The organism is Streptomyces sp. NPDC059534 (assembly GCF_042743475.1).
Taxonomy (GTDB): Bacteria; Actinomycetota; Actinomycetes; order Streptomycetales; family Streptomycetaceae; genus Streptomyces.
Genome location: NZ_JBHWAQ010000018.1, coordinates 118379 through 133245, shown reverse-complemented (window position 1 = coordinate 133245; position 14867 = coordinate 118379). Strand labels below are relative to the sequence as shown.

Here is a 14867-nt window from a genome sequence, read left to right as displayed (position 1 = left end):
GGCCCCGCGAGCCCGTCAGACGTCCAGCTCGTTCTCGATCTTCTTCAGCTGGTGGCGGGCCATCGCCAGGTTCGCGCGGCCCTTGTCGAGGGCGAGGTAGAGGAAGAGACCGCTCGTGTTGCGTCCCTTGAGCAGCCGGATCAGGTGGTAGTGGGTGCCGAGGGTGATGAGGATGTCCTCGATCTCGTCGTTGAGCCCCAGCATCTCCATCGCCCGGACCTTGGCCCGGACGACGTCGGTGTTGCCGGCCGCCGCCACGTTCAGGTCGAGCTCCTTGCCGCCGCCGATCGTGCCGAGCGCCATGCCGCTGGTGTAGTCGACGAGGGCGGCGCCGATGGCGCCTTCGATGGAGGCCGCTTCCTTGAGGGAGGTCTCGGTGTTCGCCATGGTCGTACTTCCTTTTCGGGTGTGCTGATCGGACGGTTCTGTTCGGTCTCGCGTCGTTCGGTCGCGTCAGTTCAGGTCTTTGCGCTCCAGCGCGCCGTCGACGAGTTCGCCTATCCGGGCGCTGGACCGTCGGGCCTCCAGATGGAGCCGGCCCACGTTGATGCGGGGCTCGGCGAGGAGGGTCAGGACGGCGGCGCCGCCCGCCGCGTACGTCGCCACATAGCCGCTCTCGCCGCGGACGAGCAGTTCGCGGAAGCGGCCCTGCCCGGTGGAGTCGGTCAGCCGCTGTCCGACGCCGAGCGCCGCCGCCGTCAGCGCGGCCACGCTCTCGGCCTCGCCGTCCACCGTGTCGTGGGCGAGCACGAGTCCGTCCGCGCTGGCCGCGAGCGCCCCCGTCAGCTGGGGGAGCCGGGCCCGCAGCCGTCTGAGCTCGCCGAGGACCTCGGCTTCTGCCGTCATGAGCTGTCTCCTCTCGGCGCGCAGGCGCAGGGCACGCCTCATCACAGGTGTGCCTCCAGGGCGTCACGGAGCCGGCGCAGCAGGGCGATGTCGGGATCCGCGACCGGCGGGGCCGGTGAGAGCACCGGCGGTGGCGGTACGGAGTCGGGTACGAGCGGGGTCTCGACGAGCCCGGCGGCGGCGAGCCGCCGTACGTCGAGAAGGGTGTGGAAGGCGGGGCGGCCGAGCAGCCGCGCCAGCTCCGCCGGGGTCCGCTCCCCGTCGGCGGCGGCGAGCAGCGCACGCTGGCGCGCGCCGACGCTCTGACCGGGTCCGGCGGCGCGCGGCACGACCGGTGCGGTGTCGACGGAGGCGTACGGCCAGACGGCGTCGAGGAGTTCGCGGCGGCGGACGGTCTCGCGCTCGACGGCCTCGGCGGAGACCGGCCGTACCGTGCCGAACCAGTGCCCCACCCCGTACCGGAAGCGGGTCGGCCCGCTGGTGGGGGAGAGGGCGAAGAAGGCCGCGTCGAAGACGGCGCCGAGGTGGCAGATCTCCAGCTCGCCGTCGTGGAGCCGGCCGCTGTCGACGAGGAAGCGGCCGACGGCGCGGTGGGCGCCGGCCCGGTCGACGGCCTCGTCCCAGCCTTCCCGGGGGAGCCGGCCGCCGGTGGTCAGCAGGACGTCGACGCCGGGGGCGGCGGGGCTCTCGGCGTGCACGACCCGGCCGTCGACGAGGTAGAGCGTGCCGTGGTCGCGGAGCAGGGCGCCGGTGGCCTTCTCGGCGGCCAGCCGGACCAGCATCGGGGAGACCGGGGCGGCGGTGGCGGTGGCGGCGGGGCTCATCCGAGGACCAGCCGCTCGGCGAGGTCGCGCAGCCGTATGCGGGCGAGGGCGAGATTGCCGGTGTCGCGGTCGAGCCAGAGATGGAGGAATACGCTGCTGTCGAAGGAGGTCTCGACGAAACGCAGGACGTGGTAGCCGGCGCGGGTGGTGACGATCAGGTCCTCGACCGGCGGGCCGGGTGGTGCGTCCGGTGCTCCGCTCGCGGTGAAGGAGTCGAACTCGGCGGCCGCCCTGGCTATTTCGGCCGTCTCGGCGGCCGTGGTCTCGTGGTCGCCGGTCGGTGACTCACCCGTCGTCCCGAGGGCGAGCCCGCTGGTCCAGTCGACCAGGGAGGCTCCGCGAGCGCCTGGCAGGGCCATGGCCTCCAGAAGGCACTCGTCGATTCCGGGCACGCGGATTCCCCTCCCAATGCGGCGTGCGAACGTGCGGCAGTGACGGTGACGCTACTCAACGTTCCGGCCCTGGGGAGGCGTTCTGGCATTTTCCATCGGAACATGCCTCTGTCTGACGGAAATTGATCCCGCGCGTTGATCAGATCCGGGACTCGACGGCGTTCGCGATGTCGGACAGGTCCTTCGCCAGCGCCTTGGCGACGGCCTTCGAGCCGAAGCGGGCGAGCAGCCGGGCGACGAGTCCCGGGGTGCGGCCGGCGGCGGGCCGGGAGGAGAAGGCCATCCGCAGGGTGGTGCCCCCGCTGCCGTCGGGCGTCAGGGTGAGCCCGGAGACGTAGTGCATGCCGTGCGATTCGGCCACCGTGACGTACCGCTCGGGGGCCTCGCACTCGGTCACCGTCATCTCCTCCGTGGCCTCCTTGCCCAGCATCCGCCGTGTCTCGCGCCAGCGTGTGCCCACGCCGAAGACGCCCTCGGTGAGCACCTCCACCTTCTCGACGCCGGACAGCACGCGGGGCATGTCCCGCAGGTCGGTGATCGCCTCCCAGACCCGGCCGGGGGAGGCGGCGACCCGGCGCTCGACGACGACGGAGGTGGTGTCCTTGCCCGAAGCGGTCATGGCTCCATGGAAGCCGGGCCGCCGGGCCCCCGCTACCGGACGGGCCGCCGGGCCCCGCTACCGGACGAGCGCGTCCGCGTGTGCCCCGCCCGCCTCCGCGACGATCTCGGCGAGCGTCTGGGGCGTGCGCACGGCCGTGAACGTCACCGCCCCGTCGTCGGCCACCGTGAAGCCGTGGATGCCGGGGCGGGGCAGGCTGTTGTACGCGTAGTGGTGGGCGAAGTAGTACGCGCCGGTGTCCGGGACGGCCACGATGTCCCCGGGGCGCAGCAGCGGCAGCGCGCGCTCCGCGGCGAGCAGGTCCCCGGCGAAGCAGGCGGGCCCCGCGACGTCCTGGACGGTGACCTCGCCGGCGCGCGGGCGGCCCTCGGCGTCGTACGGCAGGACGCGCAGCGGCCAGGAGGCGGGGGCGTAGACCGTGCGGGTGGCGAGCTGTACGCCCGCGTGGGTGACGGCGATGGGGCGGCCGCCCGAGGTCTTCGTGTACTCCACCCGGGCGAGGACCGTGCCGTGCTTGGCGAGGAGGGAGCGGCCGAACTCGGTGACCAGCCGGTAGCGGCCGTCGAAGAGCCCGGGGGCGGTGTCGGCGAGCAGCCGGGCGTACTCCGCGTACGTCGGCGTCTCCTCGTCGGAGGCGAAGTTGACCGGCAGGCCGCCGCCGATGTCGAGGGTGTCGATCTGCTGCCGTCCGGCCGTCCGGTTGATCTCCTCGGCGAGCGCGTACGCCTCGCCGACCCCCTCCGTCATCAGGGCGAGCGGGATGCCCTGGGAGCCGGTGTGGGTGTGCAGCCGGGTCAGCCAGGGCCGCTCCAGGAAGGCTGCCACGACGGTCTTGCGGGCGCCCTCGTCGCGCAGCGCCACACCGAACTTCGAGGTGGCGGTCGCGGTCGAGAGAGCGCCGATGGAACCCGCTCCGACCTGCGGGTTCACCCGGAGGCCGAGGCGTGAGGCGGTGGGCGCGGAGGCGACGAGGGCGTCGAGCCTGGCCAGCTCCTGGAGGTTGTCGGCGTTGACGGCGATCCCGAGCGCGAGGGCCTGGCGGAGCTCGGCCGGCGTCTTCGCGGGGGAGTCGAGCACGGTGTGGGTGGGCGGGATCCCGGCGGCGCGGGCCAGGGCCAGCTCGCCGGGGCTGGCGACCTCGACGCCGAGGCCCGCCTCGTGGAGCAGGCGCAGGACGGGCACGAGCGGGGCGGCCTTCACGGCGAAGGCGTGCAGCACGGGGGCGTCGGTGACGGCCGCGAAAGCGCTGGTCAGGGCGGCGGCGGAGGCGCGGATGCCGGCGGTGTCGAGGAGGGCGACGACCGGTTCGGCGGGGGAGAGGAGTCCTTGGTCGACGGAGGCTCGGACGGCGAGATCACGGCGGTAGGAGGCCATGCGGCCCATCCTCGTGCATGTCTTCACCAGGACGGGTGAGGGCGGCCCTGTTGACTACAACTATTCATCACGTCAGGATGTGAATATCTGTACGACATTCGAGGAGGCACCGCCATGTCAGGACCCCGCCCCGTACGAGCAGCCCGCGGTACGGAACTGAGCGCCCTGGGATGGCAGCAGGAAGCCGCCCTCCGGATGCTCCAGAACAACCTCGACCCCGAGGTCGCCGAGCACCCCGACAAGCTCGTCGTCTACGGCGGCACCGGCAAGGCCGCCCGCGACTGGCGCTCCTTCGACGCGATGGTCCGCACCCTGCGGACGCTCAAGCAGGACGAGACGATGCTCGTCCAGTCCGGCCGCCCCGTCGGCGTCATGCAGACCCACGAGTGGGCCCCGCGCGTCCTCCTCGCCAACTCCAACCTCGTCGGCGACTGGGCGAACTGGGAGGAGTTCCGGCGCCTGGAGCACCTCGGCCTCACCATGTACGGCCAGATGACCGCCGGCTCCTGGATCTACATCGGCACCCAGGGCATCCTCCAGGGCACCTACGAGACCTTCGCCGCCGTCGCCGCCAAGAAGTTCAACGGCACCCTGGCCGGCACCATCACCCTCACCGCCGGCCTCGGCGGCATGGGCGGCGCCCAGCCCCTCGCCGTCACCATGAACGACGGCGTCGCCCTCTGCATCGACGTCGACCCGCGCGCCATCGAGCGCCGCATCGAGCACCGCTACCTGGACGTCAGGGCCGACAACCTGGCCCACGCCCTCCAGCTGGCGACCGAGGCCCGCGACGCCCGCCGCCCGCTCTCCATCGGCCTCCTCGGCAACGCCGCCGAGCTGCTCCCGCAGATGCTCGCCGAGGGCGCCCCGATCGACATCGTGACGGACCAGACCTCCGCCCACGACCCGCTCGCCTACCTTCCGATCGGCGTCGCCTTCGACGACATGGCCGACGCGGCGGCGAAGGACCCGGCCGGCTTCACCCAGCGCTCCCGCGAGTCGATGGCCAAGCACGTCGAGGCCATGGTCGGCTTCATGGACGCCGGCGCCGAGGTCTTCGACTACGGCAACTCGATCCGCGGCGAGGCCCAGCTCGCCGGCTACGACCGCGCCTTCGCCTTCCCCGGCTTCGTCCCCGCCTACATCCGCCCGCTGTTCTGCGAGGGCAAGGGCCCGTTCCGCTGGGCCGCCCTCTCCGGCGAGGCATCGGACATCCACAAGACGGACAAGGCGATCCTGGAGCTCTTCCCGGAGAACGAGTCCCTGCACCGCTGGATCAAGATGGCCGGCGAGCGCGTCCACTTCCAGGGCCTGCCCGCCCGCATCTGCTGGCTCGGCCAGGGCGAGCGCGACAAGGCCGGCGACATGTTCAACGACATGGTCGGCAACGGCACCCTCGCCGCCCCCCTCGCGATCGGCCGCGACCACCTCGACTGCGGCTCCGTCGCCTCCCCGTACCGCGAGACCGAGGCCATGCTCGACGGCTCCGACGCGATCGCGGACTGGCCCCTCCTGAACGCCATGGTGAACGTCGCCTCCGGCGCGTCCTGGGTCTCCATCCACCACGGCGGCGGCGTCGGCATGGGCCGCTCCATCCACGCCGGCCAGGTCTCGGTGGCCGACGGCACCGCGCTCGCCGGCGAGAAGATCCGCCGCGTCCTGACGAACGACCCCGGCATGGGCGTCATCCGCCACGTCGACGCGGGCTACGACATCGCGGAGCGCGTCGCCGACGAGAAGGGCGTCCGCGTCCCGATGCGCGAGGGTGACTCCGCGTGACCTCGTCCCACGACGCCGCCGAGGCGCCCCGCGGCTCCACCCGGGCCGCCTCGGCGGGGGCCGGGCGACCGGACTCCCCCTCGTTCCACGCGATGTGGCGCAGCCTCGCCCCCATCGGCCGCAACGCGGCCTCCGGCGGCTACCGCCGCTACGCCTGGACCCCGGCCGACGCCGACTGCCGGCTCTGGTTCCGGATGCAGGCCGAGGCCCGCCGCCTGGACGTCGAGACCGACCGCAACGGCAACCAGTGGGCCTGGCTCGGCGACCCGACGGCCGGCGACGCGGTGGTCACCGGCTCGCACCTGGACTCCGTCCCCGACGGCGGCGCCTTCGACGGCCCCCTCGGCGTCGTGTCCGCCTTCGCCGCGCTCGACGAACTCCGCTCCCGCGGCGTCTCGTTCAAGCGCCCCCTCGCCATCGTCAACTTCGGCGACGAGGAGGGTGCCCGCTTCGGCCTCGCCTGCGTCGGCTCCCGCCTCACCGCCGGCCGGCTGACGAAGGAGCAGGCGTACGAGCTCCGCGACGCCGACGGCGTCTCCCTCCCGCAGGCCATGGAGGCGGCCGGACACGACCCGGCCGCCATCGGCGCCGACCCGGAACGCCTGGCCCGTATCGGCGCCTTCGTCGAGCTGCACGTCGAGCAGGGCCGAGCCCTGGACCTGTCCGGCGACGCCGTCGGCATCGCCTCCGCCATCTGGCCGCACGGCCGCTGGCGGTACGACTTCGCGGGCGAGGCCAACCACGCCGGCACCACCCGGCTCGTCGACCGCCGCGACCCGATGCTGACCTACGCGGAGACGGTCCTCGCCGCCCGCCGCGAGGCCGAACTCGCGGGCGCCGTCGCCACCTTCGGCAAGATCGCGGTCGAGCCGAACGGCGTCAACGCCATCCCGTCGATGGTCCGCGGCTGGCTCGACGCCCGCGCCGCCGACCAGGGCGCCCTGGACAAGGTCGTCACCGGCATCGAGGCGGAGGCCCGCGCCTTCGCCGCCCGCCACGGCATCGACCTCACGGTCGTCCAGGAGTCCTTCACCCCGATCGTGGACTTCTCGCACGCCCTGCGCGACGAGCTGTCCCGGATCCTCGGGGCGTCGGGCAAGGTCCCCGTCCTCGGCACCGGCGCGGGCCACGACGCGGGTATTTTGTCCGAATCGATCCCGACCGCCATGCTGTTCGTACGGAACCCCACCGGCGTCTCGCACTCCCCGGCCGAATCCGCGGCCGAGGACGACTGCGTGGCCGGGGTCCTCGCACTCGCCGACGTACTGGAGGAGCTGGCGTGCCGCTGACGACGTACTGGCTGGAGCACGCCTGGCTCGACACGAACGTCGAGCCGGGCGTGACCCTGACCGTGTCCACCGGCGACTCCGCCGCGGGGACCGGCGACGGCCGCATCGGCACCGTCCACGCCGGGGTCGACACCCCGCCGCCCGGCGCCGTCGTCCTTCGCGGCCTCACGATCCCCGGCCTCTCCAACGCCCACTCGCACGCCTTCCACCGCGCCCTGCGCGGCACCGTCCAGGTCGGCTCCGGCACCTTCTGGACCTGGCGCGAGGTCATGTACACCGTCGCCCAGCGGCTCACCCCCGACAGCTACTTCGCCCTCGCCCGCGCGGTGTACGCGGAGATGGCGCTCGCGGGCATCACCTCCGTCGGCGAGTTCCACTACCTCCACCACGCGCCCGGCGGCACCCCCTACGCCGACCCCAACGCCATGGGCGAGGCGCTCATCGCCGCCGCCACCGAGGCCGGCATCCGCATCACCCTCCTCGACACCGCCTACCTCTCCGCCGGCTTCGGCGCCGCCCCCGAGCAGCACCAGCTCCGCTTCACCGACGGCACGGCGGACCGCTGGGCCGAACGGGTGTCGGCCCTGAAGGAGCGGGACGGCGTACGCATCGGAGCGGCCGTCCACTCCGTGCGCGCGGTCCCGGCCGACCAGCTGTCGACCGTCGCCCAGTGGGCCGCGGAGCGGAGCGCCCCCCTCCATGTCCACCTCTCGGAGCAGACCGCCGAGAACGACGCCTGCCTCGCCGCGCACGGCCTCACCCCCACCCAGCTCCTCGCCGAGCACGGCGTCCTCGGCCCCCGGACCACGGGCGTCCACAACACCCACCTGACCCCCGGGGACATCGCCCTCCTCGGCTCGTCCACCACCGGCACCTGCATGTGCCCGACGACCGAACGCGACCTCGCGGACGGCATCGGTCCCGCCGTGGCCCTCCAGCGCGCCGGCTCCCCGCTCTCCCTCGGCAGCGACAGCCACGCGGTCGTCGACCTGCTGGAAGAGGCGCGGGCCATGGAGCTCAACGAGCGCCTGCGCACCCGCACCCGCGGCCACTGGACCGCCGCCGCCCTGCTCCGCGCCGCCACCGCCGACGGCCACGCGGCCCTCGGCTGGGCCGACGCGGGCACCCTGGAGGCGGGCGCCCTCGCCGACTTCACGACGATCGCCCTGGACACCGTCAGGACAGCGGGACCGGTACCGCGTCTGGGAGCCGAGACGGCGGTATTCGCAGCGTCGGCCGCGGACGTGCGGCACACGGTCGTGGGCGGCCGTCACGTGGTCCGGGACGGCGTCCACGCCTCCGTGCCGGACGTGGGCCAGGCCCTCGCGGACTCGATCGCCGCGCTGCGCGGCTGAAGGAGACACCTCTCATGAACACCGGCCCCGCGGCGACGAACAACCCGGCCGCGACCTCCGCCCCCACGAGCGCGAACAGCGCCGTGGCGACGACCGCCACCGCCATCGTCAACATCGCCAGCCTCGTCACCAACGATCCCTCCCTCGGTGATGGCAGTTCCCTGGGCCTGATCCAGGACGCGGCCGTCGTCATCGACGGCGACCGTGTCGTCTGGGTCGGTGAATCCAGCAAAGCACCCGCCACTGACAACAGGATCGACGCCGGCGGCCGGGCCGTGATCCCCGGCTTCGTCGACTCCCACTCGCACCTCGTCTTCGCGGGCGACCGGACCGCCGAGTTCAACGCCCGCATGTCGGGCCAGCCGTACAAGGCGGGCGGCATCCGCACGACCGTCGCGGCGACCAGGGCGGCGAGCGACGAGGCCCTCTCGGCGAACGTGGCCCGCTTCATGAGCGAAGCCCTCCGCCAGGGCACCACCACCTTCGAGACCAAGTCCGGCTACGGCCTGACGGTCGAGGACGAGGCCCGCGCCCTGCGCATCGCGGCCGAGCACACCGACGAGGTCACCTACCTCGGCGCGCACATCGTCTCGCCGGACTACGCCGACGACCCGGCGGCGTACGTGGAGCTGGTGACGGGCGAGATGCTCGACGCCTGCGCCCCGTACGCCCGCTGGGTGGACGTCTTCTGCGAGAAGGGCGCCTTCGACGGCGACCAGGCCCGCGCGATCCTCACCGCCGGCAAGGCGAAGGGCCTCCACCCCCGGGTGCACGCCAACCAACTCACGTACGGTCCCGGCGTGCAGCTGGCGGTGGAACTCGACGCGGCGAGCGCGGACCACTGCACCCACCTGACGGACGCGGACGTGGACGCGCTCGCCTCCGGCGACACGGTCGCCACCCTCCTCCCGGGGGCGGAGTTCTCCACCCGCGCCGAGTGGCCGAACGCCCGCCGTCTCCTGGACGCGGGCGTCACCGTCGCCCTGTCCACGGACTGCAACCCCGGCTCCTCCTTCACCTCCTCCGTCCCCTTCTGCATCGCCCTCGCGGTACGGGACATGGGCATGACGCCCGACGAGGCCGTCTGGTCCGCCACCGCCGGCGGCGCGGCCGCCCTCCGCCGCACCGACGTCGGCCGCCTCACCCCCGGCGCCCGTGCCGACCTGACCTTCCTCGACGCCCCGTCCCACGTCCACCTGGCCTACCGGCCGGGCGTCCCCCTGGTGACCGAGGTCTGGCGCGCGGGCGTGCGGGTGGCCTGACCCCGGGATTGAGTAACGGGGCTGAGTAGACGTACTCAGGTGGGGCGGCCCGTCCCCGCGCAGACTTCGACCATGAACTCGACGTCCCTGCGGAACACCCGAGCCGGTCGCGGCCTGGCACTCGCGGCCCTGTGCACCCTCGCCCTCACCGCCTGCGGTACGGAGGGCACGGGGAGCCGGACCCCGGCGGGTGCCGGGGCCGGGGCGACGCGGGTGGCGGACCCCACCCCGCCCGCCGCCCCCACCCCGACCCCCACCGCACCGCTCCCCGACCCCGCCGACGACCCCCGCCTCACCCCCGCGCAACAGGCGGCCGAGCTCAGGCTCATGGAACTCGCCCTCGACGTCGCCGGGCCGTGCGCGGGCGGCCCGCCCCCCGTGCCCACGGCGGAGCCGGACGCGCCGTCGGCGCGTCCGGGCGCCCCGCTCCCGCCGCCCGTCTCCGGTCCGTCCGACATCCCCGTCCCCGTCGAGGACCCGGAGCCGCCCACCGAGACGCCCTGGAGCTTCGAACGGGCCCGCCAGGAAGTCGAGTTGAGCGACGTCGACAAGTGCGTCGCGCCCCGCCACGGCGACCGCATCGCGAAGGCCCTGGACGGCGGGACCCCGGCGAACCCGGCCGACGTCGACAAGGCACTCCGCGGCCTCGGGTACGACGTCGACTACCGCCTCCACGGCCCGCGGAAGACGAACGGCACGGTCGAGTTCACCCTCGACCTCCGCTTCATGGGCGGCGAACTCTGCCTCACCGGGCGCTTCGACGGCACCGACACCGCCTTCGACCCCTACGGCGCCTCACCGGAGGTCCGCTGCACGGACGTGAAGCGCCGCGCCTGAGTGCCGCCGTGCCGCCGTGAAACACCACGGCTGAGACCCGGCATGAAGGCCGGAAGCCGGAGCGGCCCCGCATCCGAGCCCCTACCCTCAGGGCCATGACCGTCACCACCGCCCTCTGGTCCTTCGCGCTGGTCGTGGGACTCCTCACCCTCACCCCGGGCCTCGACACCGCCCTGGTCCTGCGCACCTCGGCCCTCGGTCATCGCGCGCGGGCCTGGGGCGTCGTCCTCGGCATCCAGACGGGCGTCCTCGCCTGGGGCGCGCTGACCTCACTGGGCGTGACCGCGCTCCTCACGGCGTCGCACCTGGCCTACGAGGTCCTGCGCTGGGCGGGCGCCGCCTACCTGGTCTGGATGGGCGTCCAGATGCTCCGCAGGACCTTCCGGGGTCTGCCCGCGACGGAATCGGACGACCCGGCCCCCGCCGCCGCGGACTCCTTCGCCGCCGGCTGGCGCCAGGGCGCCTTCACCAACCTCCTCAACCCGAAGGTGGGCGCCTTCTACGTGGCCGTGCTGCCGCAGTTCCTCCCCCCGGACGCCGACCACCTGGTGATGGGCCTCCTTCTCACCACCGAGCACATCCTCCTCGGCCTGCTCTGGTCCACCGTCCTCATCGCCTGTGCCCGACTCCTCTCCGGCTGGCTCCGCCGCCCCGCGGCCCGCCGCACCCTCGACCGCGTCACCGGCACGGTCATCGCCGCCTTCGGCATCCGCCTGGCCTTCGGCGACTGAGGGCCGGCGACTCCCCGGTCCCGTCCCGCTCGGTCGTCGTCCGCCGCCGTGTCCGTTCCCTCACGGGTCGGGCACGGAAGACCGGGTATCCCTGCCCTGGCCGGTTGCGGACGGGTACCGTCCTGTCCTGGCAGCACTCAGGGGGGAAGACCGGGGGGTCGGTGTGGTGAGCGCTTTTCGCATGCGGATCGTGAGGCCCGGGGAGCTGACCGACCGCGAGATCGAGGCGTGGCGGGAGCTGCGGATCAAGTCCGGTGCGCCCGCGAACCCGTTCATGGAACCGGAGTTCACGCGCGCGGTGGCCGAGGTGCGGCCCGGCTCGCGGGTCGCGGTGTGGTGCGAGGGCGACCAGCCGGTCGGGTTCTTCCCGTACGAGAAGGGGCCGTTCGGGATCGGCCGGGCGATCGGGTTCGGCGTCTCCGACAGCCAGGGGGCCGTCCTGCGGCCCGGGCTCCGGCCGGCCGCCCGCGCGGTGCTGCGCGCCTGCGGCCTCGCCGTCTGGGGCTTCGACAACCTGGAGGACGGCCAGCCGGTCTTCGCGGGCGCGGCCGCCGAGTCCTTCGCCTCGCCGGTGATCGACGTCGGCGAGGGGTACGCGGCCTACGAGGCGCTGCTGCGCGTGCAGTCGCCGAAGTTCCTCAGGACCACCCTCGCCAAGGAGCGCAGGCTCGGCCGCCAGGCGGACGGCGGGCTCCGGTTCGTCTTCGACGAGCGCGACCCGGCGGCCCTGCGCACCCTCATGGAGTGGAAGTCCGCCCAGTACCGCAGGACCGGCCGCGGCGACCGCTTCGCCAAGGAGTGGATCAGCGCCCTCGTCCGCCGCCTCCACGAGCAGCGCACGCCCGGCTGCTCAGGGGTGCTGTCCGTGCTGTACCTCGGGGACCGTCCGATCGCCGCGCACTTCGGGCTGCGGTCGCGCTCCGTCCTCGCGTGCTGGTTCCCGTCCTACGACACGGAGTTCGCGAAGTACTCGCCCGGCCTGGTGCTCCACCTGCGGATGGCCGAGGGCGCGGCGGCCGCCGGGATCACGCTGCTCGACCTGGGGCGCGGCGCCGCCGAGTACAAGGACGCGCTGAAGACCGGGGAGCTGACGGTGCACGAGGGCACGGTCGTCCGGCCGGGTGTCCGCGCCGCCTTCCACTGGGTGCGCCGCGAGCCGCCCCGCCGGGCCGTCGCCTTCGTCCGCGAACGTCCGGCCCTCGCCGCCCGCGGCCGAGCCGCCCTCAACGGCCTCGCGCGCCTGCGGGGCCACCGTTAGCCCCGCGTACGCCCCCCGCCCCGACCCCGTCCGCCGTACCTCCGTGGGGGATTCCCGATGAGCAGCCGAGCACCCCGACCGATATCCGTCGCCGAGCTCGACCTCGACGCGCCCGAAGGGCCCGTCCTGGCGTTCCGCCCGGCGCCCGGCGGGCCGCCCGTGGAGCCGGGTGAGGTCTACACGCTGGTACGGCTCAGGGGCCGGCCCGCGGCCACGGTGGTCGGGACGGTGGCGGAGGGCGAGGACCCGGCGGAGGTGCTCGCGGCCCTGGCGGGGCGGCGGCTCGCGCAGGCGGGTCCCCGGACGGACGCCGAACGGCTCGCGGCGGCGCGCCCACTGGCCCGCCCCGACCTGCTCGCCCGGGCCCGCCGCGGACTCGCCCCGCCCCGCGCCTCCGTCGTCGTCGCCACCCGCGAGCGCCCCGGGCAGCTGGCCCGCGCGCTCGATTCGCTGCTCGCGCAGGACCATCCCGACCACGAGCTGATCGTCGTGGACAACGCGCCCCGCACCACCGACACCCACGACCTGGTCACCGGGAAGTACGCGGACCGCGTCCGGTACGTGCGCGAGGACACCCCGGGTCTTGCCGTCGCCCACAACACGGGTCTGGCCGCCGCCGACGGCACCGTCGTCGCCTTCACCGACGACGACGTGATCGCCGACCCGCACTGGCTGACCGCCCTGACCGAGCCGTTCGCCGCCGATCCCGGCCTCGGCTGTGTGACGGGCCTGATCCTGCCCGCGCGGCTGCGCACCCCGGCCCAGATCCTCCTGGAGTCGCACGGCGGCTTCGCCAAGGGGTTCGCGCCGCGGGTGTACGACCCGGCGGAGCCGCCCGCCGACGAGCCGCTGTTCCCGTTCACGGCGGGGAGCTTCGGATCGGGCGCGAACATGGCCTTCCGGACCGCCGCGCTGCGCGAGGCCGGCGGGTTCGACCCGGCGACCGGGACCGGGACCGCGGCCAGGGGAGGGGACGACCTGTACGCGTTCGTCGCGGTCCTCTCCGCCGGCTTCCGGCTCCGCTACACCGCCGAGGCACTCGTCTGGCACCACCACCGCGACACCTGGCAGGACCTGCGGAACCAGGCGTACGGCTACGGCGCGGGCCTCACCGCGTACCTCACGGCGACGCTGGTACGCCGTCCCCGCCTGCTGCCCGCGCTGCTCGCCCGGGTGCCGCGCGGACTCGCCCACGCCCGGACGATCACGGCCCGGCGCGGGGAGACCTCCGAGGGCGGGGTCCCGGGCGAGCACGGCACCCACCACCATCCCTGGCCTCGCAGCCTCTCCCGACTGGAGCGACGCGGCATGCTGTTCGGCCCGATCGGATACGCGAAAGCCCGTGCGCGGGCGCGACGGGGGAGGACCGCCCGATGACCGCCGCCGCCCCCACCCGGATACCCGTCCTCCTCTATCACGCGGTGATGGAGGACCCGCCGGACTGGATCGCCGAATTCACCGTCTCACCACGGGAGTTCGCGTCCCAGTTGGACGCGGTCGTCGCCAGTGGGCGGACCGCGATCACCGTCGGCGAGCTCGCCGCGCACCTCACCGCCGGGACCCCGCTGCCGCCCCGCCCGGTCGTCCTCACCTTCGACGACGGCTTCGCCGACCTGGCCGGGCCGACGGCCGAGGCGCTCGCCGCACGGGAGCTGCCGGCGACCGCGTACCTGACGACCGGCGCCCTCACCCCGGGCCGGCCCTGTCTGCTGCCGCCCGCGCCGATGATGACGCTGGCGCAGGCGCCGCGCCTGGAGCGGTACGGGATGGAGGTCGGCGCCCACACCGTCACCCACCCGCAGCTCGACACCCTCGCGCCGAACGCGCTGCGCCGCGAACTGCGCGAGTCCAAGGCGGTCCTGGAGGACGTCCTCGGGCACGAGGTGCGGCACCTCGCCTACCCGCACGGCTACAACAGCCCGGCCGTGCGGCGGGCCGCCGCGGCCGCCGGGTACACCTCGGCGGTCGCCGTCCGGCACGCGCTCAGCTCCGGGACCGACGAGGTCTACCGCATCGCCCGGCTCATCCTGCGCCGCGGCCACACCGTCGCCGACGTCGAGCAGTGGATGGAGGGGCGCGGCGCGAGGACCGCGCCGTACCCGGACTCGCTGCCCACGGTCGGCTGGCGGATGTACCGCAGGGCCCGCGCCCTGCTCAAGGGGCCCGAGTTCGCGGGCTGACCGCGGCGCCGGCGGCGGAACCACCCGCCGAAGATCGACAACCTCCGGAGGGAGTCCGGGAGTTGAACGCCTGAACACAACCGAAGTACGTTCCTGTACTTCGCCGAAGGGACAGTTCGTG

15 protein-coding genes are annotated in these 14867 nt (G+C 74.0%); 9 read left to right on the top strand and 6 right to left on the bottom strand.

Annotated features, from left to right (window positions below; genetic code table 11):
• Positions 1-15: 15 nt before the first annotated feature.
• The 6 genes from ACFVZH_RS22020 to ACFVZH_RS21995 form a co-directional block, all read right to left on the bottom strand.
• Positions 16-387, bottom strand: a complete 372-nt coding sequence (locus ACFVZH_RS22020; protein ID WP_384899368.1) for a hypothetical protein — start codon at positions 385-387, stop codon at positions 16-18.
• A gap of 66 nt (positions 388-453) precedes the next feature.
• Positions 454-846, bottom strand: a complete 393-nt coding sequence (locus ACFVZH_RS22015) for a roadblock/LC7 domain-containing protein (RefSeq protein WP_384899367.1) — start codon at positions 844-846, stop codon at positions 454-456.
• A gap of 41 nt (positions 847-887) precedes the next feature.
• The gene (locus ACFVZH_RS22010) at positions 888-1670 is read right to left on the bottom strand and encodes a transcriptional regulator (RefSeq protein WP_384899365.1); all 783 of its coding nucleotides are present in this window, start codon (positions 1668-1670) and stop codon (positions 888-890) included.
• The gene (locus tag ACFVZH_RS22005; RefSeq protein ID WP_384899364.1) at positions 1667-2062 is read right to left on the bottom strand and encodes a hypothetical protein; all 396 of its coding nucleotides are present in this window, start codon (positions 2060-2062) and stop codon (positions 1667-1669) included. Before ACFVZH_RS22005 ends, ACFVZH_RS22010 begins: the two co-directional genes overlap by 4 nt.
• A 139-nt stretch (positions 2063-2201) precedes the next feature.
• Entirely contained in the window at positions 2202-2681 is a 480-nt protein-coding gene (locus ACFVZH_RS22000; RefSeq protein ID WP_384899362.1) for an SRPBCC family protein, read from the bottom strand.
• A gap of 57 nt (positions 2682-2738) precedes the next feature.
• A complete protein-coding gene (locus ACFVZH_RS21995; RefSeq protein ID WP_384899448.1) occupies positions 2739-4064 on the bottom strand; it encodes a diaminopimelate decarboxylase in 1326 nt (441 codons plus the stop codon).
• Between the two features lie 105 nt (positions 4065-4169).
• Between ACFVZH_RS21995 and hutU the strand changes: the two genes are divergently transcribed.
• The 9 genes from hutU to ACFVZH_RS21950 all read left to right on the top strand — a co-directional run bounded on the left by hutU (position 4170) and on the right by ACFVZH_RS21950 (position 14746).
• A complete protein-coding gene (hutU, locus tag ACFVZH_RS21990) occupies positions 4170-5834 on the top strand; it encodes a urocanate hydratase (RefSeq protein ID WP_384899361.1) in 1665 nt (554 codons plus the stop codon).
• A gap of 92 nt (positions 5835-5926) precedes the next feature.
• Positions 5927-7123 carry an allantoate amidohydrolase gene (locus tag ACFVZH_RS21985; protein ID WP_384899446.1) on the top strand — a complete coding sequence of 399 codons (1197 nt, stop codon included), beginning with the start codon at positions 5927-5929 and terminating at the stop codon, positions 7121-7123.
• On the top strand, positions 7114-8478 hold the full coding sequence (locus ACFVZH_RS21980; protein WP_384899359.1) for a formimidoylglutamate deiminase: 1365 nt from the start codon (positions 7114-7116) through the stop codon (positions 8476-8478). Before ACFVZH_RS21985 ends, ACFVZH_RS21980 begins: the two co-directional genes overlap by 10 nt.
• A gap of 14 nt (positions 8479-8492) precedes the next feature.
• Entirely contained in the window at positions 8493-9740 is a 1248-nt protein-coding gene (gene hutI, locus ACFVZH_RS21975) for an imidazolonepropionase (RefSeq protein ID WP_384899357.1), read from the top strand.
• A gap of 72 nt (positions 9741-9812) precedes the next feature.
• Positions 9813-10577, top strand: coding sequence for a hypothetical protein (locus ACFVZH_RS21970; RefSeq protein WP_384899355.1), 765 nt, complete (start codon positions 9813-9815; stop codon positions 10575-10577).
• A gap of 95 nt (positions 10578-10672) precedes the next feature.
• Positions 10673-11308 (top strand): LysE family translocator, encoded by a 636-nt coding sequence (locus ACFVZH_RS21965; RefSeq protein ID WP_384899353.1) that lies wholly within the window; start codon positions 10673-10675, stop codon positions 11306-11308.
• A gap of 181 nt (positions 11309-11489) precedes the next feature.
• The gene (locus tag ACFVZH_RS21960) at positions 11490-12566 is read left to right on the top strand and encodes a GNAT family N-acetyltransferase (RefSeq protein ID WP_384899351.1); all 1077 of its coding nucleotides are present in this window, start codon (positions 11490-11492) and stop codon (positions 12564-12566) included.
• Positions 12567-12623: 57 nt separating this feature from the next.
• Positions 12624-13943 (top strand): glycosyltransferase, encoded by a 1320-nt coding sequence (locus ACFVZH_RS21955; protein ID WP_384899349.1) that lies wholly within the window; start codon positions 12624-12626, stop codon positions 13941-13943.
• Positions 13940-14746: a polysaccharide deacetylase family protein gene (locus tag ACFVZH_RS21950; protein WP_384899347.1), complete on the top strand. Its 807-nt coding sequence runs from the start codon at positions 13940-13942 to the stop codon at positions 14744-14746. Before ACFVZH_RS21955 ends, ACFVZH_RS21950 begins: the two co-directional genes overlap by 4 nt.
• Positions 14747-14867 lie beyond the last annotated feature (121 nt).

Excerpts from the sequence above, each read along its gene's own strand:
- ACFVZH_RS22020 (WP_384899368.1), bottom strand. The coding sequence starts at position 387 with ATGGCGAACACCGAGACCTCCCTCAAGGAAGCGGCCTCCATCGAAGGC.
- ACFVZH_RS22015 (WP_384899367.1), bottom strand. The coding sequence starts at position 846 with ATGACGGCAGAAGCCGAGGTCCTCGGCGAGCTCAGACGGCTGCGGGCC.
- ACFVZH_RS22010 (WP_384899365.1), bottom strand. The coding sequence starts at position 1,670 with ATGAGCCCCGCCGCCACCGCCACCGCCGCCCCGGTCTCCCCGATGCTG.
- ACFVZH_RS22000 (WP_384899362.1), bottom strand. The coding sequence starts at position 2,681 with ATGACCGCTTCGGGCAAGGACACCACCTCCGTCGTCGTCGAGCGCCGG.
- ACFVZH_RS21995 (WP_384899448.1), bottom strand. The coding sequence starts at position 4,064 with ATGGGCCGCATGGCCTCCTACCGCCGTGATCTCGCCGTCCGAGCCTCC.
- hutU (WP_384899361.1), top strand. The coding sequence starts at position 4,170 with ATGTCAGGACCCCGCCCCGTACGAGCAGCCCGCGGTACGGAACTGAGC.
- ACFVZH_RS21985 (WP_384899446.1), top strand. The coding sequence starts at position 5,927 with ATGTGGCGCAGCCTCGCCCCCATCGGCCGCAACGCGGCCTCCGGCGGC.
- hutI (WP_384899357.1), top strand. The coding sequence starts at position 8,493 with ATGAACACCGGCCCCGCGGCGACGAACAACCCGGCCGCGACCTCCGCC.
- ACFVZH_RS21970 (WP_384899355.1), top strand. The coding sequence starts at position 9,813 with ATGAACTCGACGTCCCTGCGGAACACCCGAGCCGGTCGCGGCCTGGCA.
- ACFVZH_RS21965 (WP_384899353.1), top strand. The coding sequence starts at position 10,673 with ATGACCGTCACCACCGCCCTCTGGTCCTTCGCGCTGGTCGTGGGACTC.
- ACFVZH_RS21960 (WP_384899351.1), top strand. The coding sequence starts at position 11,490 with ATGCGGATCGTGAGGCCCGGGGAGCTGACCGACCGCGAGATCGAGGCG.
- ACFVZH_RS21955 (WP_384899349.1), top strand. The coding sequence starts at position 12,624 with ATGAGCAGCCGAGCACCCCGACCGATATCCGTCGCCGAGCTCGACCTC.
- ACFVZH_RS21950 (WP_384899347.1), top strand. The coding sequence starts at position 13,940 with ATGACCGCCGCCGCCCCCACCCGGATACCCGTCCTCCTCTATCACGCG.